Origin of the sequence: Caulobacter sp. Root1455 (assembly GCF_001426905.1) — a bacterium.
In the GTDB taxonomy this organism is placed as follows: Bacteria; Pseudomonadota; Alphaproteobacteria; order Caulobacterales; family Caulobacteraceae; genus Caulobacter.
In genome coordinates, this window is the sequence record NZ_LMFQ01000007.1 from 1 (window position 1) to 20084 (window position 20084).

Sequence of the window (20084 nt, forward strand, 5' to 3'; positions counted from 1 at the left end):
AAGCTGCAAGACAGCCTCGACGCCGGCGTGGGCAACCTGGTCGACGCCGACCTGGCCAAGGAAAGCGCCAAGCTGCAGTCGCTGCAAACCAAGCAGCAACTGGGCATCCAGGCGCTCTCGATCGCCAACCAGTCGACCGGTTCGATCCTGAGCCTGTTCCGTTAATCGGACCAAGCCAAGTTCAGTAGCGTTAGTAGCGTAAGAAGGGCGGGTCCTCGGACCCGCCCTTTTCTATTGGGGAACCGCGCCCGGCAGGGCCTTGCCCATCCGCACCAGCGGCACCTCGACCCCGCTGGAGGTCGGGGCGGTGAACCGCTCGATCTCATGATAACCGCAGGCCCGGTACAGCGGCTCGCCCGCCAGGGTCCCCGCCAGCTCGCAGCGCGTGAACCCCTCCCCGGCGGCCGCGGCCTCGCAGGCGTCCAGGATCATCCGACCGACGCCCTTCCGGACGTGATCGGGGTGGGTGTACATCGCCCGCACCCTGGCCGCGTCGCGGGCCGGATCCAGCAGGGCGGCGTCGCGCCCGGCCGAATGGTCGCCGCCGAACAGGGTGGCCCGCCGGCTCCAGCCGCCGCAGCCGGCCACCGCGCCATCGTCCTCCACGACGAAATAGGTGCCGTCGACGATCAGCTGGCTGTCCAGTCCCATGATGTCGAAGGAGGCCGCCACCGCGTCCAGGGGCAGGAACGGCTTGAGCAGCTCGCCGATCGACGCGTTCATCAGGTCGCGCAGGACGGGCAGGTCCTCGGGAACGGCGAGGCGAAGGGTCAAACTCACGGGCGGCTCCTTCCGGGCGCTCGGAGTTTGGCGGCCCGCCTCGCCCTCGCCAAGACCGTCGGCCCAAGGAAACCAAGGTTTTCAGCGGCGCACGAAAAATATCCATGACAACGTTGTCACGAACAGGCGGTTGCGCTATAGAGATCCCAGCCCTTCTGGGCGTTTCCTCCTATGCGACTTCGGCCGTCTTCTCCTCCTGTAGAAGGCGGCCTTTTTTCATTTGTCGCTAGGTCCGGCGGCCGATCCGGGCGAACGCCCCCACCGCCTCCGCAGCGAACATGCCGCTGCGCCAGGCGCTCTCGCGATCGGGGGCCTCGCCCTGGGCGGCGACGCGGGCGTCGAAATCCATCACCTGCCAGGTCCACTCGTCATTGCCGGCGTGGATCACCACGGCGTAGTCGCGCACCTGGATCTGGTCGAAAGGCATCGCTCGGCTCCCTGCTCTGCCGAACAGGTCTAGGCAGGCGCGGTCGCCGCATCGTGGCGGAGGTTTCCACGGGCGGCGGACGGACCGTGGAGTTTTCGTGCAGACCTCAGGCCGTGACGACCCGCCCCTCCTCGACCCGGACCGGCCAGGGCGACAGCCGCGCCCCGACGCACGGGCCGCCGACGCTGACTCCGGTCTCGGGTTCGAACAGCGCCCCATGCCAGGAGCAGGCGATCAGACTCCCGTCGTCGGTCAGGTAGCGGTCCAGCACCTGGGCCAGCGGCAGGCCGGCGTGCGGGCAGCGGTCGACATAGCCGAACACCGCCTCGCCCCGTCGCACCACGAAGCCGTGGAAGCGCTTGTCGCCGATCTGCAGCACGTAGTTCCGCGCCCCGGGATCGGCGATCTGATCGACCGGACCCAGCTTGACGCCCGCCGGCGTGGTCCAGGCCCGGCCGGCGGGCGCCGCTTCTGGCGCGACTTCCGGCGCGGCGTCTTCGCTCAAATGCGCTCGACCGTCTGCTCGATGGCGCCGAAGATCGAGTGGCCCTTGGCGTCATGCATCTCGATGCGGACCGTGTCGTCGCCCAGCAGGAACGGCGTCTTGGGATGACCGGTCAGCAGGGTCTCGACCGTGCGGACCTCGGCCAGGCAGGAATAGCCGAGACCGCCGTCGGCCACCGGCTTGCCCGGGCCGCCGTCGGCGCCGCGGTTGCTGACCGTGCCCGACCCCACGATGGTGCCCGCCGACAGGGCGCGGGTCTTGGCGGCGTGGGCCACCAGGGTCCCGAAGTCGAAGGTCATGTCGACGCCGGCGTCGGCCTTGCCGAAATCCTCGCCGTTCAGGGTGACCAGCAGCGCGCCGTGCAGCTTGCCGTCCTTCCAGGCGTCGCCCAGCTGGGCCGGCGTCACGGCCACGGGCGAGAAGGCGCTGGCCGGTTTGGACTGGACGAAGCCGAAGCCCTTGGCCAGTTCCGCCGGGATCAGGCTGCGCAAGGAAACGTCGTTGCACAGCATAACCAGGCAGATGGCGGCCAAGGCCTCCTCGCGGGTCGCGCCCAGCGGCACGTCGCTGACGATCACGGCGACCTCGCCCTCCAGGTCGCAGCCCCAGGCGGAGTTGGCCAGCGGAATGGTGTCGCGCGGCCCCAGGAAGCCGTCCGAAGCGCCCTGGTACATCAACGGATCGGTCCAGAAGCTTTCGGGCATCTCGGCGCCGCGCGCCTGCCGAACCAGCTGCACGTGGTTCACATAGGCGCTGCCGTCGATCCACTGATAGGCGCGGGGCAAGGGACTGGCGGCCTCGTGCTCGTGGAAGCGCTCCTGGGGCACGCCGCCGTGCTCGAGGCTCTCGGCCAAGGCCCGCAGCATCGGTTCGCAGCGTTCCCAATCGTCGAGGGCGGCTTGCAGGGTCGGGGCGATCGTTCCGGCGTCGGTGAACCAGGCCAAGTCGTTGGAGACCACCACCAGCCGGCCGTCGCGGCCGCCCTTCAGAGACGCGAGCTTCATGGGCGCTTCCTCTTTGCTTCGTTGTTCTCAGGGCAGGCTTGCTTTGCCTAAGGCAGTTTGGCCTTGGGAAAGCCCGTCCAGCATGCGTCATAGTCGGCCTGAAGCGCCGAAGTCTCCAGAGCGTATTTCGTAGGGCGGATCACCCAGCGGCTCTCGAACATGAAGGCCATGGTTCCGTCGATCTTGTGGGGCTTCAACTCGACCCGCGTCGCCGCCTCGTGGCTGGCGACGTCGGGGCCGTGGTCGCTCATGGCGTTGTGCAGACTGGCCCCGCCGGGGCTGAAGCCGCCGGCCTTGGCGTCGTAGGCGCCGCGCACCAGTCCCATGAACTCGCTCATCACGTTGCGATGGAACCAGGGCGGGCGGAACGTGTGCTCGGCCACCATCCAGCGCGGCGGGAAGATCACGAAGTCGACATTGGCCGTGCCGGGGATCTCGCTGGGAGCGGTGAGCACGGTGAAGATCGACGGGTCGGGATGGTCGAAGCTGACCGTGTTGATCGTATTGAACCGCGCCAGGTCGTACTTGTAGGGTGCCAGGTTCCCGTGCCAGGCGACGACGTCCAGCGGGCTATGACCCCAGGTCCCCATCCACAGGCCGCCCTGGAACTTCTGGATCACCTGCGTCGGACACGCCAGGTCCTCGAAGGCGGCGACGGGCGAGAGGAAGTCGCGGCTGTTGGCCAGGCCGTTCGAGCCGATGGGCCCCAGGTCCGGCAGGCGGAAGGCCGCGCCGTAGCTTTCGCAGACATAGCCGCGCGCCGGGCCGGCGACCTCGACCCGGAAACGGACGCCGCGGGGGATCACGACGATCTCGCCCGGGGCGACGTCCAGGCGGCCGAACTCGGTGACCAGATGCAGGTCGCCCTGCTGGGGCACGATCAACAGCTCGCCGTCGGCGTTCTGGAACACCCGGTCGATCATCGAGCGGTTGGCCAGATAAAGGTGGGCGGCCATGCCGGCCTGGGTCGCCACGTCGCCGTTGCCGCCCAGGGTGACCAGGCCGTCGACGAAGTCGGTGGGCTCGGCCGGGATTTCCAGTGGGTCCCAGCGCAGGCGATTGGGCGTCGGGGCCGCGGCGTCGAACGGACCGCTCTTCAGGCGATCCTGGGCGTAGGGCGCATAGGGCCCATGGCCGGCGCTGGGCCGCAGACGGTAGAGCCAGCTTCTGCGGTTCTCGTGGCGCGGCGCGGTGAAGGCCGTGCCCGACAGCTGCTCGGCATAGAGGCCGAACGGCGGCGTCTGCGGCGAGTTCTGGCCCACCGGCAGGGCGCCGGGGACCGCCTCGCTGGAGAAGTGGTTGCCGAAGCCGGATTGGTGCTGGAGGTCCATGGTTGGGTCCCTGGCTCGTTCTCTCGGAAGCACCCTAACGCTGTCATCCCGGACAACCCCAGCAAAAGCTGGGGCCGATCCGGGACCGCCGGAAGCGCGGCGCTCGGGCGTCGGTCCCGGATCGGCGCGCTACGCGCTTGTCCGGGATGACAATCGTTATGGGATCAGGCCTCGACCGTGATCACGCCGCGACGGATCTGGTCCAGCTCGATGCTCTCGAACAGGGCCTGGAAGTTGCCGTTGCCGAAGCCTTCATTGCCCTTGCGCTGGATGATCTCGAAGAAGATCGGCCCGAACAGGTTCTCGGTGAAGATCTGCAGCAGCAGGCCTTCCTCGCCGACATTGCCGTCCAGCAGGATGCGGTTCTTGCGCAGCCGCTCGGTGTCCTCGCCGTGGCCGGGCACGCGCTTGTCGACCAGCTCGTAATAGGTCTCGATGGTGTCCTGCAGCTTGACGCCACGGGCCCGCAGCTTCTCGACGGTGTCGTAGATGTCGGGCGTGGTCAGGGCCAGGTGCTGGATGCCCTCGCCGTTGTACTGGCGGATGAACTCCTCGATCTGGCTCTGGTCGTCCTGGCTCTCGTTGAGCGGGATGCGGATGGCCTTGTCGGGGGCGATCATCGCCTGGCTGAACAGGCCGGTCGCCTGGCCCTTGATGTCGAAGTACTTCTGCTCCTCGAAGCCGAAGACGTCGCGATAGAAGGTCGACCAGGTGCGCATCTGGCCGCGTTTGACGTTGTGGGTCAGGTGGTCCAGCAGGTCGAGGCCGACGTTGTTGGCGGCTTCCGCCTCGGCCGCGCCGGGGACCGGGGCCCAGTCGGCGAACACCGCGTCGGGGCCGGCGACCAGGTACAGCATCGAGCCGCCGATGCCTTCCAGCACCCGGGCGTCCTGGCCCAGCAGGGTCTTGGACGCGTCGGCCGCCACAGCCCCGCGCTTCAGCGCCTCGGCATAGGCCTGTTCCACATTCTCCACGGTGAAAGCCATGCCGTTGGCCGAGGGGCCGTGGGCGGCGCGGAACTCGGCGACCTGGCCGGTCGGCTCATCATTGACCAGCAGATTGATGCGGCCCTGCTTGAAGCGGGTCACGGCCTTGGTCGGATGGGTCGAGGCGGCGACGAAGCCCAGTTGCTCGAACAGGGCCTTCATGGCGGCCGGTTCGGGGCTGGTGAACTCGACGAAGGCGAAGCCGTCGAGGCCCAGGGGGTTTTGAGCGTTGGTGGTCATGGGATGGCTCCAGCGAAGCGATCGTAGTGGAAAGGTGGTGCGCCCTCGTCCTTCGACAAGCTCAGGATGAGGTCGAATGTGACGGCGGAGCAGAAGAAGAGCGGCGCACGAACAACCTCATCCTGAGCTTGTCGAAGGACGAGGTTTCCGGCACGGCCGATCTCCATCACACCGCAAGAGCGGCCGGCAGGGCGGCGATCAGGCGGTCGTTGTCGGCGGGACGGCCGATGGTGATCCGGACCCAGCCGCCGGGCACCGGCGTGGGGCGCACGATAAGCCCATCCTGCAGCAAACGCATGGCGGTCGCTTCGGCGCCGGCCGGGCTGCGCAGGAAGACGAAGTTGGCGGCGCTGGCGGTGTGCTCCACGCCCATGGAGTCCAGCACGGCCTCGACCCGGCCGCGTTCGGCGATCGTCAGTGCGACGGTGCGCTCCAGATGCTCCACGTCGTTCCACGCCGCCAGGGCGGCGGCCTGGCTGATGGCGGTGACGTTGAACGGCGGACGGATGCGGTCCAGATAGCCGACCAGCTCGGCCGACGAGCAGATCCCGTAGCCCACCCGCATGCCGGCCAGGCCGTAGGCCTTGGAGAAGGTGCGGCCCGACACCCAGGTCCCGCCCCAGGCCTTCAGCAGGTCGAAGGTGTCGAAATCCTCGTGATATTCGCGATAGGCCTCGTCGACGAAGACCACGGTCGAACGCGGGGTGACGGCCAGGATCTCGCCGATGTCGACGCCGCTCAGGGCGTTGCCGGTCGGGTTGTTGGGGGTGCACAGGACCAGCAGCTTGGGGCCCTTGGCCGCCTCGGCCTTGAAGGCCTCGACGTCCAGGCCGAAGCCGGGAAGACGCGGCACGTCGATGAAGGTCGCCTCGGCGCAGCGGCCGAAGATCTCGTAGGTCGGGAAGGTCGGCGAGCTCAGCAGGATGCTGTCGCCCGGGTGCAGCACGGCGCGGAACAGGTAGTCGATCAGGGCCTCGGAGCCCGGGGTCATGACGATGCGGGCCGGGTCGACCTTCAGCCGCTCGCCGATCGCGGCGCGCAGGGTCTCGCAATAGGGGTCGGGATAGATCTCGGGGCTGGCGAGCGCCGCCTGCACCGCTTCGGCGACCTTGGGGCTGCAGCCCAGCAGGTTCTCGTTGCTGGCCAGCTTGGACAGGTCGGCGCGTCCGGCCAGGCGACCGGCCTGCGCCAGGGTCATGCCGGCCTTGTAGGCGGTGACGCCTTCCAGGGCCGGGCGCACCGGCGAGATCACGGCGGGCGACAGGGACTTTTGATCGACAACCAGCATGCGCCGCGCTCCGGGAGGGGTACGCGCGGCAGGATAGGGCGTTGCTGGTGGCGGGATGTGGCGATGATGACCGCAGATTATCCACAAACGGTCATTTTCTGCCATTTTTTGTTATTTCATTGGATCTTTGAGACCGCTTCGCCCGACCATGCCCTTGAACATGTCCTCAACGGACGCGGCGCCTGGTCTGGAACACGCGCGAGCGCATGTCCCCGTCCGGATCACGCCGGCGGGATGGGGAGGCGCGGAGCGGTCCGGGCCCAGCCCGGATGACCGTGGGTTTGAGTGTGCGTTTCGGCTAGACCTGACCGCTCCGCCGAACCGTTTTGACCGAGGGACGGCGACTGAGGGCCTGTTTCATCCCGATCGACGTTCCCCCTCGGACGGGCAGGATCAGGTCGCCCGGAAGGGGCCGTCGGCGACTCCGACTGATCCTGGAACAGGCCCCGCCAGGCCAGCCAGGCCCCGCTCGGTTCGATCTCCATCGCCTGCTTGGGCCGGTACCAAGAGCCCTCCCCCGCGATGGGGACGGGTTTATTGTGCAGGAGGTTTGAGCGCTGGCGGATCGGTGACGCTGATTATTTTTCAGGGCGTTGAAGTTGTTGGCGTTCTTCTAGCGGCTGACGGGGATGAACGCCGCTCGATCCCCCTAAACCACCGTCATCCCGGGCCTTGTGCCCGGGACCCCTGGTTCAGCTGACGGTGAAGCGAAATGGCGCGCCGGCGCGCCACACCTCCGCACCTGCGGCGGACAGAGGGGTCCCGGGCACAAGGCCCGGGATGACGGTTCCAAAAGGGGAAGGCCCTACCCCTTTAAACCTCCGCCCGCAGCGGCGAGGCCGCGCCTTGAAACCTTGGAGGCGAGCCTGCTCTGGCGTCTGGCCGTGTCAAGGACTGGCCTCCGGCCAGCCGCGTCGCGGCGGCGCGACGCGCCGTCCTTGACACGGCCAGACGCCAGAGCTCCGATCCACCAAGGCTTTAAGGCGCGGCCCCATCCGGGGCGGATGCGGGCTTGCGCCAAGCGGACGTTCCAAACGTCCGAGAAGGGTGGGGAGCGGTCATTGACAGATCGGAAGAGCANGCCGCGTCGCGGCGGCGCGACGCGCCGTCCTTGACACGGCCAGACGCCAGAGCTCCGATCCACCAAGGCTTTAAGGCGCGGCCCCATCCGGGGCGGATGGGCGGTCGACCGGCGGCCCAACCCAAGGGGGGACGATGAAGGCCTATCTCGTGCTCGACCTGGAGGTCCACGACTTCGCCAGCTTCAGCCCGTACATCGCGGCGATCCCCGCGCACATCGCCCGGCACGGGGGGCGATACATCGTCCAAGGCGCCGAGCCGACCTACATCGAGGGCGACTGGAAGCCCCAGCGTCTGGTGATCATTGAGTTTCCCGACCGCGCGAACGCCGAGGCGTTTCTGGGCGATCCCGGCATCCAGGATCTGTTCAAGGTTCGACACGACACGACGACCAGCAAGCTCGTGCTCGCCGACGGATGCTCGTAGCCCGCCCCCCTACTCCAGATAGTCCAGCGGCAACGCCGTCGCGTCCTTGATGGTCTCCAGCACGAAGCTGGAGCGGATGTCCTTCACGGCCGGCATCTTCAGCAGGCGCTTCATCGTGAAGTCGGCATAGGCGTCGAGATTGGGGGCCACCACCCGCAACAGGTAGTCGTAGCCGCCGGTCATGGCGTGGCAGCCCACCACCATCGGCTCGCGCCGCACGGCCTCGGCGAAGGCCTCGGCGGCGGTCTCGCTGTGGCGGTCGACCTGCACCTCGACATAGGCCAGAAGGTCCAGCCGCGCCTTGCGCCGGTCGAGCAGGGCGACGTAGCCGCAGATCAGGCCCGAGGCCTCCAACTGCTTGACCCGCCGCAGGCAGGGGCTGGGCGACAAACCCACCCGCTCGGCCAGCTCGACATTCGTGACCGAGCTGTCCTGCTGGAGGATTTCCAGGATCTTGCGATCGGCGCGGGTGAGCTTCATCGTGACCCAATCTTCAGGCGGCTTGGCAGATCATGCCAAGTCTAGCGCGATCGGGCGGCTTGGAACACCACGGCGGCGTTGGCCGGAGCCTTAAGGCAGGCCGGACGTTGGACCCCGCGAGGACGATCAACGTCCCCCTTCCGGAGAATCCCATGCGCGTCGCCCTACTGATTTCCGCCTCGATCGCCAGCCTGTCGCTGATGGCCTGCTCGCAGAAGACCGAGGACCACACGGCCGCCGCCGCCGATCAGGCCGGCGCCGCCGCCTCGTCGGCCGCCCAGGACACCGCCAACAACGCCAATACGGCCGCCGCCAACACCGCCGCGGCGACGGACAAGGCGGCCGACAACACCGCCGCCGCCGCCGACAAGGCCGCTGAAAACACGTCCGACGCCGTCGCCGCCGCCGAGCGCAAGACCGACGCCGCCGCCGACGCGGCCGCCAAGACCCACTAGATCATCCGCAAAGCAAAACCCCCGGAGCTCTCGCTCCGGGGGTCTCGGTTACGCTTACAGGTACGCCACTAAACTTATCGGGACTTTCAGTTGGCCAGGCGGCGCAGGAAGGACGGGATCTCCAGATCCTCGCCTTCGTCGGCCGCCGGCTGGTCCAGCGGCTGCAGCTGCGGGCGGGCCGAACCCGTCTGGCGCGGCTGCTGGGCCGTGGGTTGCTCGTAGCGCTGCTGGCGGCCGCCGCCGAACAGGCTCATCCAGCCGCCCGACTTCTGGGCTCGGCGGTCCTCGTAGGTTTCGCTGTAGAGCGGCTCGTCCTCGACCTCGGCGCCGTCGGCGACCAGCGGGTCGACGATGCGGGTGACGCGCGGCGCCGGGGCGGCGATGCGCGGCTCGACTTCCATCACCGGCTCTTCGAAGTGCAGGTCTTCCTGGGCTTCGACGACCGGAGCGGGTTCTTCATAGGCCGGTTCCGGCGCGTAGGACGCGGTCGCGGCCGGACGCTCGATCGGGCGCGGCTCGTAGCGCATGCCCGGACGGCCGGCCTCGGCGGTGACCGGGGCGGGCGCGGGCTGCGGCGCGGCGGGACGGGTCTCGGCGATCAGCGGCTGGGCCGTGGTGTTGCGCGAGACCGGCTTGGGTTCGATCTGGGCGATGGAGGCGCCGTCCATGCCGGTGGCGACCACCGACACGCGGATCACGCCGTCCAGCGACGGGTCGAAGGCGGCGCCGAAGATGATGTTGGCTTCCGGATCGACCTGGTCGGAGATGGCGTTGGCGGCCTCGTCGACTTCCAGCAGGGTCATGTCCATGCCGCCGGTCACGTTGACCAGCACGGCCTTGGCGCCCTTCAGCGAGACTTCGTCCAGCAGCGGGTTGGCGATGGCGTTCTGGGCGGCCATCAGGGCGCGGTCTTCGCCGGTGCCCTCGCCGGTGCCCATCATCGCCTTGCCCATTTCGGTCATGACCGTGCGGACGTCGGCGAAGTCGAGGTTGATCAGGCCCGGCAGGACCATCAGGTCGGTGATCGAGCGGACGCCCGAGTGCAGCACCTGGTCGGCCATGCCGAAGGCTTCGGCGAAGGTCGTGCGCTCGTTGGCGACGCGGAACAGGTTCTGGTTCGGAATGACGATCAGGGTGTCGACATAGCGCTGCAGCTCACCGATGCCGGCGTCGGCCAGGCGCATGCGGTGGCGGCCTTCGAAGTGGAAGGGCTTGGTGACCACGCCGACGGTCAGGATGCCGCGCTCGCGGGCGCATTTGGCGATGATCGGGGCCGCGCCGGTGCCGGTGCCGCCGCCCATGCCGGCGGTGATGAACACCATGTGCGCGCCGTCCAGGTGCTCGCCGATCTCGGGGAAGCTCTCCTCGGCGGCGCTCATGCCGACTTCGGGGTGAGCGCCCGCGCCCAGGCCCTGGGTCACTTGCACGCCGAGCTGGATGCGACGGTCGGTCTTGGCGAACTGAAGCTGCTGCGCGTCGGTGTTGGCCACCACGAACTCAACACCCTCGAGGCCGGCCTCGATCATGTTGTTGACGGCATTGCCACCAGCCCCGCCGACCCCGAACACCACGATACGCGGCTTCAGTTCAGTGGTGCGCGGCGCGGAAAGAGAAATAGCCATGGGAGCCTCGCGTCTTAAACGCCGAATTCGTCAACTGCCGAACAGATCACCGTCGGGAGTCATCTCGACGATCCGGTTAACAGAACAACCACCAACCTTAATCGGTGGTTAACTCCATAAAGTGAGTCGGCTCCCGGTCGACCCCGAACGGGTCGAAAAAATCCAGTTATCCAAAGGAATCACAGGGGATTCCGCAGGTTCCCCAGGGTACCCCGAAGGGCCATGCGGCGGAACGCCGCTGACCGGAAAAGCCTTGGAAAACCCCGTTTTCGGAGCCTTGAAAACTAGGCTGTTAGGTGTTTCCGACACTTAGATCGTAAACGCTTATGCTTAAGTTCTGTTAAGACTTGGCCGTTGTTCTTGGCGTCTGACGCCAAGACGAAAAAATTGCCGTCGACGGGGAATTTTACAGTCGCGCTCCGACGGGCGCGACTCAGCCAAGCTTGCGTCGCGCGGGCGCGCGTCCCGCGACCGCTCTATCAGAGATTGTCGCGCAGCCAGGCGGCGGCCTTGGCCACGGGACTGGCGTTGGGGTCCATCGGACGCTTGCGGATCGCCGCGCCGGCCAGGGCCTTGGGCGAGACCACCTCGCGCGGGCCGAACGCCGTGCGGTGCAGGACGCCGGCGGCGGCGCAGAAGGCCGGACCCGACGCGGCGTCGGCCAGGTGCGGCACCCGACGGGGACGGCCCAGGCGGACCGGACGATCGAAGACGCGCACGGCCACTTCGCGCACGCCGGCCAGCTGGCTGGCGCCGCCGGTCAGGACGATGCCCGCGCCCGGCTCGACCGGGGCGCCCGAGGCCTTCAGGCGCTCGCGCAGCAGCTCCAGCGTCTCCTCGACGCGCGGCTGGATGATGCCTTTCAGCAGGCTGCGGGGCGCGATCACCGGACCGGCGCCCGGATCGTCGCCGCGCGGCGGGGCCTCGATCATCTCGCGGTCCTCGTTGGCCGAGGCGATGGCCGATCCGTGCAGGGTCTTGATGCGCTCGGCGCCGGCGACCGAGGTCTGCAGGCCGCGGGCGATGTCCTGCGTCACGTGCCCGCCGCCGACGGCCAGGCTGTCGACGTGGCACAGGGCGCCGTTGTTGAACACCGCCACCGAGGTCGAGCCGCCGCCCATGTCGATGCAGACGGCGCCCAGGTCCATCTCGTCCTCTTCCAGGGCCGCCAGGGCCGAGGCGAAGGGCGCGGCGACCACGCCCTCGAACGACAGGTGGGCCCGCTCGACGCAGTGGGCCAGGGTGTGGAAGATGTTCTCGTTGATCGAGACGACCAGCAGCTCCAGACCCAGGGCGCGGCCGAACATGGCGCGCGGATCGCGGATGCCGCGCTGGCCGTCGACCGACCAGGCGATCGGCAGCAGGTGGATCGGCTTGCGGCCGGGAATGCGGACTTGCGCCAGGGCCGAGGCGATGGCGCGCGACAGGTCGCCGTCGCCGATCGGGCGGGCGCCCAGCGACACCTGGGTCTGGACGCGGTGGCTGGCCAGCTGGCCGCCGGCCGTGCAGACGCTGACGCCCTGGACGTTGACGCCGGCCACGGTCTCGGCGCGCTCGACGGCCTGGGCGATGGCTTGCGCCGCCTCGTCCAGATTGACGATCGCCCCGCCGCGCACGCCGCGCGACTGCACATAGCCGACGCCGGCCGTGGTCAGGGTGCGGTTGTCGCGATGGATCCCATCGGCCTTCATGATGAAGCAGGTGACCTTGGACGCGCCAAGATCGACGGCCGCGACCGCCGGCTGACGCACGAGCGTCGCCTTCAGGCCTTCGCGGGCCTGTTTCCGGTCATCCAGTCGCGACATCGCTACAGTCACCTCACACACAAGTTCATGTTCAAGCCCCGCCGGCGACGGGCTGCCCGGGCAGCACCGCGTCACGAGGCCTCACGGCCACCATCTCGGGATCGCGCAGATCGATGCGCGCGAAGCCGAGATCGAGGATTCGTTGTCGTTGATCGAGCTGATCCAATTGAATCAGCGCGGACTCTTCGTCAATGGCCGGAAGCTGGATCAGCGAACCATCTTTCAGGCGCAGGTCCCAGCGGCGGTCGTCGACGCGCACCAGGGCCTCCAGACGGTCGCGCAGGCGCGGCCGGGCGTTGACGGCCGGCAGGATGGCGCCGGCGGCCTGGTCGGCGCCCTGCCCCACCACCAGCGGCAGCTGCGGGAAGCGCGCGGCGTCGGCCTCGCGGATGATCCGGCCCTCGCCGTCGATCACCCGCATGGCGCCGGAATGCTGCCAGACGGCCAAGGCCGGGCGCTCCTCGACGGAGATGAACACGGTGTCGGGCAGCAGGCGCACGACCTTGGCGGACTTGACCCAGCCCACGGCCTCGACCCGCGTGCGCAGGGCGGCCAGGTCCAGGCCCAGGGTCGGCTGGTCCTGGTACAGGGCCGCGGCGTTCATGATGTCGGCCTTCGCCATCGGCGAGGCGCCCTCGATGTGCACGGTCTTCAGCTTGAAGCCCATGTCGGCGAACTCGCCGTCGACGCCGCGCATCAGGGCCTGGCCCAGGCGCTCGATCCGGTGGCCGGTGGCCAGGGTGGCGACCAGGGCGACGACCAGCGCTCCGCCGGCCACGGTCAGGGCCAGGCGGGGCGACACGCCCACGCCGCCGCGCGCGGCTTGCAGTTTCCCGGCCGGCGGCGCGGCGGTGCGCGCGGCCGATCGGGCCTTCGGACTTGCGGGCGCTTCGGCCCGGGGGCGCGTTGGCTTACGCGATCCCCCCCGCAAACCTGCGGGCATAAGCGTCCTCCACAATCCAGAACACTAAACGATCAAACGAAACACCGGCGTGGTCCGCCTGCTCGGGGGCGAGCGAAGTGGGTGTCATGCCGGGCTGCGTATTGACCTCTAGAAGGACCAGAAGGTCGTTAATGTCGTCATAACGGAAGTCGACCCGAGTCACACCTCGGCAACCAAGACTTGCATGGCCAAGCTCGGCGGCGCGCAGGGCCCGATCCCTTACGGCGTCGGGAATCGGGGCCGGCAGGAGGTGAATCGAGCCGCCTTGCGAGTACTTGGCGTCGTAGTCATAGAAACCTGTGGATGAGCGAATTTCGGTGACCGCCAGGGCCCTGGGACGATTTGACTCACCCACCACCGCGACGGCCAGCTCCAGTCCGGGGACATACGGCTCGACCATCACCGTTTCGCCGTAGGCCCAGCCCGGCGCGGCCAGTTCGGTCGGCGGGGCGTTGGCGCCCTCGGGCACGATGAACACCCCGACCGACGATCCCTCGGCGTTGGGCTTCACCACATAGGGCGGCGGCATCACATGGTCGCGGGCGACATCGTGGCGGTCGAACAGGCCGCCGCCCGGCACGGCGATCCCCGCCGCCGCCAGCACCGCCTTTGACCTGGCCTTGTCCATCGCCAGGGCCGAGGCCAGGACGCCGGAGTGGGTGTAGGCCAGGCCCAGGGTCTCCAGCACGCCCTGCACGCAGCCGTCCTCGCCCCAGCGGCCGTGCAGGCCGTTGAAGACGAGGTCGGGCCGCAGGGCGGTCAGGACCTGGGCGATGTCGGGGCCGGGATCCACGCGCGTGACCCGCGCCCCCAGCCGCTCGAGCGCGGCGGCGTAGGCCGCGCCGGTGGCCAGGCTGACCTCGCGCTCGGCCGACGGGCCGCCGAGCAGGACGACGATGTGCTGGTTGGCGAGGGGCTGGGTCATGGACCGCAGCGGTAGCGGGGCGATGTGGAGCTGGGAGGGAGAGAGAGTGGAGCTTTGATGCGCCCTCTCCTACCCCAGCTCGTCATCCGGGCCTTGTGCCCGGGAACCCTGGTTCAGCTGACGGTGAAGCGCCGTGGCGCGCCGGCGCGCCAAACCTCTGCCCTTGCGATGGACAAAGGGGTCCCGGGCACAAGGCCCGGGATGACGGCTGAAAGGTGGATGGACGAGCTAGTGACCCGCCGGCGTCGCCGCCTTCGCCGCCGTCAGCGCCCGGAAGTCGATGTCGCTGTCGGCCGCGAAGTACAGCAGCGACGCCCAGGCGGCGACGTTCTGAGCCAGGTTCTCTGGCTTGACCTTGTCCAGGGTGTCGTCGGCGCTGTGGTGCAGGTCGAAGTAGCGGCTGGCGTCCTGGGTCAAGCCGAAGGCCGGCACGCCGGCTTCCTGCAGGCCCTCGACGTCCGAGCCGGCGTGGCCGACCGGCTCGCGGGCCAGGAAGATCTTCAGCGGCAGCAGGGTGTTGACCGCCGCCTTCATGGCCGGATGGTCGGCCGAGCCGGCGGGCAGGCGGACCTCGAAGATCCGGTCGCCGCCGACGTCGCTCTCGCCGGTGAACACCGTGCGGGCGACCTCGTCCTTGTGGGCGGCCATGTAGGCGTCGCTGGAGCCGCCGGTCTCTTCCGAGCCGAACATCACCACGCGGATGGTGCGCTTGGGATGCTTGGGCAGGTCGCCGATCAGCTTGGCGGCGGCCGTGGTGATGGCGATGCCCGCGCCGTCGTCGATCGCGCCCTCGCCCGGATCCCAGGCGTCAAGGTGGCCGCCGATCACGATCAGTTCCTCGGGCTTGGACGAGCCGGGGATCTCGCCGATTACGTTCCAGGCCATGGCCTTCTCGTCGACGTGCGACTGCAGGTTCAGCTTGATCTTCACGGTTTTGCCACGCGAAGCCAGACGCTGAAGGAGGTCGGCGTCCGGCACGCCCAGGGCGCCGGCCGGCACCTTGGGGCCGTCGCCGACATAGGCCATGGCGCCGGTGTGGGCCTGGCGGCTGTCGCTGGTCGAGACCGAACGGGTCAGGTAGGCGACCGCGCCCTTCTTGCCGGCCAGGGCCGGACCGGTGTAGCGGACCATGGTGCCCGCGCCGTAGCCCGAGCCGTCCTGGGTGCGGGTCATCGGCTGGTTGATGACCACGATCTTGCCCTTCACGGCGCTGTCGGGCGCGGCGGCCAGGTCGGCCAGGGTGGTGAACACCACGATCTCGGCCTCGACGCCGCCCGCCGGGGTGGGGACCGAGTTGCCCAGGCCCAGGATCGACAGCTTCATCTCGTAGGGCGCGGTGATGGAGGCCGACTCCTCGCCGCGGATCCACGACGGCTTGGCGAACGGTTCGGCGCGGACGTTCTGGAAGCCCAGGGCCTTGAAGGTGGCCAGGCCCCAGTCCTTGGCGCGGATCGCGCCGGGCGAGCCGACGTTGCGCGGACCGATGTCGGTGGTCAGGGCTTCCAGGATGGTCCAGCCGGTCTTGTCGGTCAGGGCCTTGTCGCGCAGGGCCGCGCCCGTGGCGGCATCCTGGGCGTGAGACGCGCCGGCCATCAGGGCGGACACGGCGGCGGCGGTCAGCAGAGTGCGAAACAGGCGCATGGAGACTCCCTCGTTTGGGACATTCTCATAGCACCGCTCTGACCGGCGGATAGGCAACAGTCGGATGAACTATCGGTAACCTTTGGGATGCTCAACCTTGAGTCGCCCCGAACGAAGATGGGGACACACACTCGCGGCAAGACCTTGGCCACCTCGGCCGAAGCGGTGGGGCGAGTGTGTGTCCCCACCTCTGTCCCGGGCCTACTCCGCGACCCGCCCGATGCGCTTGATTTCCCAGTCCAGCTGCACGCCGGTCTTGGCCAGCACGTCGGCGCGGACCGTGTCGCCCAGGCCTTCCAGGTCGGCGGCGGTGGCCTCGCCGGTGTTGATCAGGAAGTTGCTGTGCAGCGGCGAGAACATCGCCCCGCCGTACAGCCGCCCGCGCCAGCCGGCCTCGTCGACCAGCTTCCACGACGAATGGCCCGGCGGGTTCTTGAACGTCGAGCCGCCGGTCTTCTCGCGGATCGGCTGGGTTTTCTCGCGGCGCTCGGTGATGGCGCGCATGCGGGACTTGATCTCGGACGGCTCGTCGGCCGCGCCTTCGAAGACGGCGTCCAGCACGATCGCGGTCTCGCCGTCCTGCAGGGCGCTGTGGCGATAGGTGTAGTGCAGGTCCTCGACCGCCAGTTCGCGCGCCTGGCCGGCGCGGTCCATCAGCCGGACGGACTTCACGACATTGACGGTCTCCGAGCCGTAGCACCCGGCGTTCATGATCACCGCGCCGCCGATCGTGCCGGGGATGCCGGCGTAGAACTCCAGCCCCGCGATGCCGGCGTCGGCCGCCTTGCGGGCCAGGATGGCGTCGGGCACGGCCGAGCCGGCCTTGATGCGGTTGTCGCCCAGCGCCTCGACCGTGTTGAAGCCCTTGCCCAGCCGGATCACCACGCCCTCGACGCCGCCGTCGCGGACCAGCAGGTTGGAGCCCACGCCGATGGCCAGCACCGGTACGGCCGGGTCCAGGGCCTTGAGGAAGTCGGCCAGGTCCTGCTCGTCGGCCGGCAGGAACACCAGGTCGGCCGGCCCGCCGACCCGGAACCAGGTGAACGGCGCCAGGGCCTCGTCGACCAGCAGCTTGCCGCGAACGGCGGGGAGTTGGGTTTTCCAGGTCAAGGCTGAACCTCCGCCTGCGCATAGCGGTCAGCGGCGACGTCGAAACCGCCGCCCTCCGCCGCCATGAGCATGTAGAAAGCCTCATCGGCGGCTTCGAACGGCGACAAATATTCCAGACCCGCATTCTCCTTGGTGCGATGCGCTTCGTCGTGGGCCTTGAGCGCCGCCTGGCGCTGCTCGCGTTCGCGAGGATAGTCAGCCCCAAAGAAACCCATTGTGGCGCGAACCATATTGGCCATGTTCGGCAGGCCCAGCGTATCGAAAGCCGCAACGGCTTCCGGCGCGACTATGCCGGACGAGTTCGAGAAGTATTGCCAGAAGCCGCCGTTGCAGACTTCGCCCATGGTCAGATCGGCCAGGAGCAGCACCCTGACCTTTTCCGGCATGACGGCAAGATCCGACTCGAAAGCCTCGGCTCCGCCGTAGATGTTCAGCTTGTCCTGATACGGTTCGATCAGGGCGACGTATCCGCTGTCGCTCATTTCCGACAGCCTCCGGTTACGGACAGGATGTTCACTTCGCCAGCGCTTCCAACTGCCCCGGCAGCGCATAGGCCCACGACGTGATGTCGCCCGCCCCCAGCAGCACCACCAGGTCGCCCGCCTGCGCCTCGGCGGCGATCAGGGCCGGCAGGGCGGCGGGGCTTTCCAGCGGCAGGGCGCGGCGGTGGCCGAACTTCTTGAGGCCCTCGACCAGGTGATCGCGGTCGACGCCCTCGATCGGCTGCTCGCCGGCTGTGTAGACGTCGGCGACGATCACCGTGTCGGCGTCGTTGAAGCAGCTGCTGAACTCGGTCATCAGGTCGCGCAGGCGGGTGAAGCGGTGCGGCTGGACCACGGCGATCACCTTGCCGGTCGAGACCGCGCGGGCGGCCTTCAGCACGGCGGCGATCTCGACCGGGTGGTGGCCGTAGTCGTCGACGATGCGAATGCCGTTGGCCACGCCCGTGGTGGTGAAGCGGCGCTTGACCCCGCCGAAGCCGGCCAGGCCGGCGCGGATGGCGTCGGCGTTCACGCCGAGCTCGCGGGCCACGGCCACGGCGGCGGTGGCGTTGAGCACGTTATGGTGGCCGGCCATCGGCATCTTCAGGCCCTCATAGAGGACCAGGTCGCCCGACAGCGGCGAGATCAGGATGTCGAACTTCGCGCCTTCCGGGCCCATCTCGATGTTGGAGACGCGGACCTCGGCCTGGGGATTGGTGCCGTAGGTCACCAGGCGGCGGTTCTCGATCCGCGAGGTCAGGGCCTGGACTTCCGGGTGGTCGGTGCAGACCGCCGCGAAGCCGTAGAACGGGATGTTCTCGATGAAGTCCTGGAAGCCCTTCTTGACGGCGTCGAAGTCGCCCCAGTGATCCAGGTGCTCGGCGTCGATGTTGGTGACGATGGCCACGGTGGACTTCAGCTTCAGGAAGCTGCCGTCGCTTTCGTCGGCCTCGACCACGATCCAGTCGCCCTCGCCGACCTTGGCGTTGGTGCCGTAGGCGTTGATGATCCCGCCGTTGACCACGGTCGGATCCAGGGCGCCGGCGTCCAGCAGGGCCGCGACCATCGAGGTGGTGGTGGTCTTGCCATGGGTGCCGCCCACGGCCACGGAAAACTGCAGGCGCATCAGCTCGGCCAGCATCTCGGCGCGGCGGACCAGCGGCAGGCGCTTGTCGCGGCCGGCGGCCATCTCGACGTTGTCGGCCTTGATCGCCGTCGAATAGACGATGGCCGAGGCGCCTTCGACATTGGCCGCGTCCTGGCCGATGAAGATGCGCGCGCCCAGCTTTTCCAGCCGCTCGGTGTTGGCGCTGGCCTTGGCGTCGCTGCCCTGCACGGTGTAGCCGATGCGGATCATGATCTCGGCGATGCCGGACATGCCGATGCCGCCGATGCCGATGAAGTGCACGGGGCCGAGTTCGAAGGGGACGGGTCGTCGACGCTGGATCATCTGGCTCGATTAGACGATTTGTCAGCGGGGTGAAACGGGATGTTTGGTGCAGATCGTGTGGATTTCTCTCTCCTCACCCGTGAAACGGGGGAGGTGGCCGCGCAGCGGACGGAGGGGGCGGCCGGCCGCCGCACGACGCCCCCTCCGTCGCGACGCGTATTCGCATCGCGCCACCTCACCCGTTTCGCCGCGCTGCTCGGGGGAGGAGTCATCGCCCTCGCCTCCCCCGCCTTTGCGCAGACGCCGGCCCCGGCCCCGGCCCCGCTGGAGTTGCGCCTGGCCGACGTTGGCCGCTTCGCCGTCTTCGTTGACATGGGCGGGATCGCCTGGACCGGCCGCACCGCTCGGCTGCGCGTGCTGCAGGTGGCCGAGGAGGGCTTCCTCGCCGGGACCGAGGCGTTCTGGGGCGGTTGGCGCCACGCGGTGCTCGACTGCGACGCCCGCACCATCGCCCACGCCGGTTTCTCCAGCGTGAGGGTCGGCGGCAAGGAGGGCCCAATCAGCGGCGACCAGCGGCCCGCCGAGCCGATCCCAACGGGCGGCGCGGACGACGCGGTGGCCAAGGTGGTCTGCGACGGCCGGCGGCCGTATGCGGGCGTGGCCGTGGCGACCAGCGTGGAAGACGCCGTCAAGCTTGGACGACCTCTTATCGCGACGGGCGCGGAGCCCTGATCGCTCTTTCGGAAGCGGCGCCATGCGGGACGACCTCGTCGCGGAAGAATGGCGCGGCCTCGCGCTCCATTGATCCGCCGTTTCAGGTCACGACGGCTTCAGGTCCTCGCCATGGCGTCGACGCCAGAGGCGCGACCTGAGCCGAGGACCAATCACCACGGCGATCGGCAACGCGATGACGAAGGTCGCGGCGATCATGACTGGAAACAGGCTGGAGGGCGCGCCGAAGACCAGCAAGCCAAGTATGCCCAGTCCGAAAACCACGGCCTGCACCATGGGATAGATCAGGGCGATGATGGCGATGTTCGTGCGCATGAGTGTTCTCCCGAACACGGAACCAGGTCTGAGGAACGCGCGAACGGGTTCGCTGATCCTTCGCCGGCGGGCGGCTTCGATTTTCGCAATCGCCCCCAAGCGCGACACAGGAGGAGC

General features: G+C 68.6%; 21 protein-coding genes. 4 read left to right on the top strand and 17 right to left on the bottom strand.

The features are described 5' to 3' along the window. The coding region (locus ASD21_RS05410; RefSeq protein WP_268761068.1) for a flagellin at window positions 1-165 on the top strand (165 nt) is incomplete at its 5' end. Window positions 166-231: 66 nt separating this feature from the next. On the opposite strand, the gene ASD21_RS05415 is transcribed toward ASD21_RS05410, so the two are convergent. From ASD21_RS05415 to ASD21_RS05445, 7 genes are all read right to left on the bottom strand, one after another. Further along, window positions 232-780, bottom strand: coding sequence for a GNAT family N-acetyltransferase (locus ASD21_RS05415; protein WP_056437881.1), 549 nt, complete (start codon window positions 778-780; stop codon window positions 232-234). Between the two features lie 226 nt (window positions 781-1006). Beyond that, entirely contained in the window at window positions 1007-1207 is a 201-nt protein-coding gene (locus ASD21_RS05420) for a hypothetical protein (RefSeq protein WP_056437884.1), read from the bottom strand. Between the two features lie 106 nt (window positions 1208-1313). Beyond that, window positions 1314-1712 carry a Rieske (2Fe-2S) protein gene (locus ASD21_RS05425; RefSeq protein WP_056437887.1) on the bottom strand — a complete coding sequence of 133 codons (399 nt, stop codon included), beginning with the start codon at window positions 1710-1712 and terminating at the stop codon, window positions 1314-1316. Then, complete coding sequence (locus tag ASD21_RS05430) at window positions 1709-2716, bottom strand: fumarylacetoacetate hydrolase family protein (RefSeq protein ID WP_056437890.1); 1008 nt, start codon at window positions 2714-2716, stop codon at window positions 1709-1711. The genes ASD21_RS05425 and ASD21_RS05430 overlap by 4 nt, the downstream gene beginning before the upstream one ends. Before the next feature lie 47 nt (window positions 2717-2763). Beyond that, on the bottom strand, window positions 2764-4047 hold the full coding sequence (gene hmgA, locus ASD21_RS05435) for a homogentisate 1,2-dioxygenase (protein WP_056437891.1): 1284 nt from the start codon (window positions 4045-4047) through the stop codon (window positions 2764-2766). Between the two features lie 164 nt (window positions 4048-4211). Then, window positions 4212-5273: a 4-hydroxyphenylpyruvate dioxygenase gene (gene hppD, locus ASD21_RS05440; RefSeq protein ID WP_056437895.1), complete on the bottom strand. Its 1062-nt coding sequence runs from the start codon at window positions 5271-5273 to the stop codon at window positions 4212-4214. Window positions 5274-5439: 166 nt separating this feature from the next. Continuing rightward, window positions 5440-6561: a pyridoxal phosphate-dependent aminotransferase gene (locus tag ASD21_RS05445; RefSeq protein ID WP_056437898.1), complete on the bottom strand. Its 1122-nt coding sequence runs from the start codon at window positions 6559-6561 to the stop codon at window positions 5440-5442. A 1215-nt stretch (window positions 6562-7776) separates the two neighbouring features. On the opposite strand from ASD21_RS05445, the gene ASD21_RS05450 reads away from it, so the two are divergent. Continuing rightward, window positions 7777-8067 carry a DUF1330 domain-containing protein gene (locus tag ASD21_RS05450; protein WP_056437901.1) on the top strand — a complete coding sequence of 97 codons (291 nt, stop codon included), beginning with the start codon at window positions 7777-7779 and terminating at the stop codon, window positions 8065-8067. Window positions 8068-8076: 9 nt separating this feature from the next. On the opposite strand, the gene ASD21_RS05455 is transcribed toward ASD21_RS05450, so the two are convergent. Next, window positions 8077-8547, bottom strand: coding sequence for an Lrp/AsnC family transcriptional regulator (locus ASD21_RS05455; protein ID WP_056437904.1), 471 nt, complete (start codon window positions 8545-8547; stop codon window positions 8077-8079). Window positions 8548-8699: 152 nt separating this feature from the next. Here ASD21_RS05455 and ASD21_RS05460 point away from each other — a divergent pair, with 152 nt between their 5' ends. Continuing rightward, complete coding sequence (locus ASD21_RS05460; RefSeq protein WP_056437907.1) at window positions 8700-9002, top strand: hypothetical protein; 303 nt, start codon at window positions 8700-8702, stop codon at window positions 9000-9002. Window positions 9003-9088: 86 nt separating this feature from the next. Here ASD21_RS05460 and ftsZ read toward each other — a convergent pair whose 3' ends face one another. The 8 genes from ftsZ to murC form a co-directional block, all read right to left on the bottom strand. Further along, window positions 9089-10624, bottom strand: a complete 1536-nt coding sequence (ftsZ, locus tag ASD21_RS05465; protein WP_056437911.1) for a cell division protein FtsZ — start codon at window positions 10622-10624, stop codon at window positions 9089-9091. Window positions 10625-11103: 479 nt separating this feature from the next. Beyond that, window positions 11104-12429, bottom strand: a complete 1326-nt coding sequence (ftsA, locus tag ASD21_RS05470) for a cell division protein FtsA (RefSeq protein ID WP_056437914.1) — start codon at window positions 12427-12429, stop codon at window positions 11104-11106. Between the two features lie 31 nt (window positions 12430-12460). Then, the gene (locus ASD21_RS05475) at window positions 12461-13372 is read right to left on the bottom strand and encodes a cell division protein FtsQ/DivIB (RefSeq protein WP_056437917.1); all 912 of its coding nucleotides are present in this window, start codon (window positions 13370-13372) and stop codon (window positions 12461-12463) included. Then, window positions 13341-14297, bottom strand: a complete 957-nt coding sequence (locus ASD21_RS05480) for a D-alanine--D-alanine ligase (RefSeq protein WP_056437920.1) — start codon at window positions 14295-14297, stop codon at window positions 13341-13343. Before ASD21_RS05480 ends, ASD21_RS05475 begins: the two co-directional genes overlap by 32 nt. Window positions 14298-14525: 228 nt before the next feature. Beyond that, window positions 14526-15938 (bottom strand): M20/M25/M40 family metallo-hydrolase, encoded by a 1413-nt coding sequence (locus ASD21_RS05485; protein WP_056437923.1) that lies wholly within the window; start codon window positions 15936-15938, stop codon window positions 14526-14528. Window positions 15939-16139: 201 nt separating this feature from the next. Then, window positions 16140-17048: a UDP-N-acetylmuramate dehydrogenase gene (murB, locus tag ASD21_RS05490; RefSeq protein ID WP_056437927.1), complete on the bottom strand. Its 909-nt coding sequence runs from the start codon at window positions 17046-17048 to the stop codon at window positions 16140-16142. After that, complete coding sequence (locus tag ASD21_RS05495; RefSeq protein ID WP_056437930.1) at window positions 17045-17530, bottom strand: DMP19 family protein; 486 nt, start codon at window positions 17528-17530, stop codon at window positions 17045-17047. The genes murB and ASD21_RS05495 overlap by 4 nt, the downstream gene beginning before the upstream one ends. A gap of 31 nt (window positions 17531-17561) precedes the next feature. Next, window positions 17562-18980, bottom strand: coding sequence for a UDP-N-acetylmuramate--L-alanine ligase (gene murC, locus ASD21_RS05500; protein WP_056437933.1), 1419 nt, complete (start codon window positions 18978-18980; stop codon window positions 17562-17564). A 270-nt stretch (window positions 18981-19250) separates the two neighbouring features. On the opposite strand from murC, the gene ASD21_RS05505 reads away from it, so the two are divergent. Further along, a complete protein-coding gene (locus ASD21_RS05505) occupies window positions 19251-19652 on the top strand; it encodes a hypothetical protein (RefSeq protein ID WP_235524845.1) in 402 nt (133 codons plus the stop codon). An 87-nt stretch (window positions 19653-19739) separates the two neighbouring features. Here ASD21_RS05505 and ASD21_RS05510 read toward each other — a convergent pair whose 3' ends face one another. Next, complete coding sequence (locus ASD21_RS05510; protein WP_056437937.1) at window positions 19740-19967, bottom strand: hypothetical protein; 228 nt, start codon at window positions 19965-19967, stop codon at window positions 19740-19742. Window positions 19968-20084: the final 117 nt, after the last annotated feature.

Excerpts from the sequence above, each read along its gene's own strand:
- ASD21_RS05485 (WP_056437923.1), bottom strand. The coding sequence starts at position 15,938 with ATGCGCCTGTTTCGCACTCTGCTGACCGCCGCCGCCGTGTCCGCCCTG.
- ASD21_RS05475 (WP_056437917.1), bottom strand. The coding sequence starts at position 13,372 with ATGCCCGCAGGTTTGCGGGGGGGATCGCGTAAGCCAACGCGCCCCCGG.
- ASD21_RS05450 (WP_056437901.1), top strand. The coding sequence starts at position 7,777 with ATGAAGGCCTATCTCGTGCTCGACCTGGAGGTCCACGACTTCGCCAGC.
- hppD (WP_056437895.1), bottom strand. The coding sequence starts at position 5,273 with ATGACCACCAACGCTCAAAACCCCCTGGGCCTCGACGGCTTCGCCTTC.
- ASD21_RS05480 (WP_056437920.1), bottom strand. The coding sequence starts at position 14,297 with ATGACCCAGCCCCTCGCCAACCAGCACATCGTCGTCCTGCTCGGCGGC.
- hmgA (WP_056437891.1), bottom strand. The coding sequence starts at position 4,047 with ATGGACCTCCAGCACCAATCCGGCTTCGGCAACCACTTCTCCAGCGAG.
- ftsZ (WP_056437911.1), bottom strand. The coding sequence starts at position 10,624 with ATGGCTATTTCTCTTTCCGCGCCGCGCACCACTGAACTGAAGCCGCGT.
- ASD21_RS05510 (WP_056437937.1), bottom strand. The coding sequence starts at position 19,967 with ATGCGCACGAACATCGCCATCATCGCCCTGATCTATCCCATGGTGCAG.
- ASD21_RS05455 (WP_056437904.1), bottom strand. The coding sequence starts at position 8,547 with ATGAAGCTCACCCGCGCCGATCGCAAGATCCTGGAAATCCTCCAGCAG.
- ASD21_RS05445 (WP_056437898.1), bottom strand. The coding sequence starts at position 6,561 with ATGCTGGTTGTCGATCAAAAGTCCCTGTCGCCCGCCGTGATCTCGCCG.
- murC (WP_056437933.1), bottom strand. The coding sequence starts at position 18,980 with ATGATCCAGCGTCGACGACCCGTCCCCTTCGAACTCGGCCCCGTGCAC.
- ASD21_RS05460 (WP_056437907.1), top strand. The coding sequence starts at position 8,700 with ATGCGCGTCGCCCTACTGATTTCCGCCTCGATCGCCAGCCTGTCGCTG.
- ftsA (WP_056437914.1), bottom strand. The coding sequence starts at position 12,429 with ATGTCGCGACTGGATGACCGGAAACAGGCCCGCGAAGGCCTGAAGGCG.
- ASD21_RS05430 (WP_056437890.1), bottom strand. The coding sequence starts at position 2,716 with ATGAAGCTCGCGTCTCTGAAGGGCGGCCGCGACGGCCGGCTGGTGGTG.
- ASD21_RS05495 (WP_056437930.1), bottom strand. The coding sequence starts at position 17,530 with ATGAGCGACAGCGGATACGTCGCCCTGATCGAACCGTATCAGGACAAG.
- ASD21_RS05420 (WP_056437884.1), bottom strand. The coding sequence starts at position 1,207 with ATGCCTTTCGACCAGATCCAGGTGCGCGACTACGCCGTGGTGATCCAC.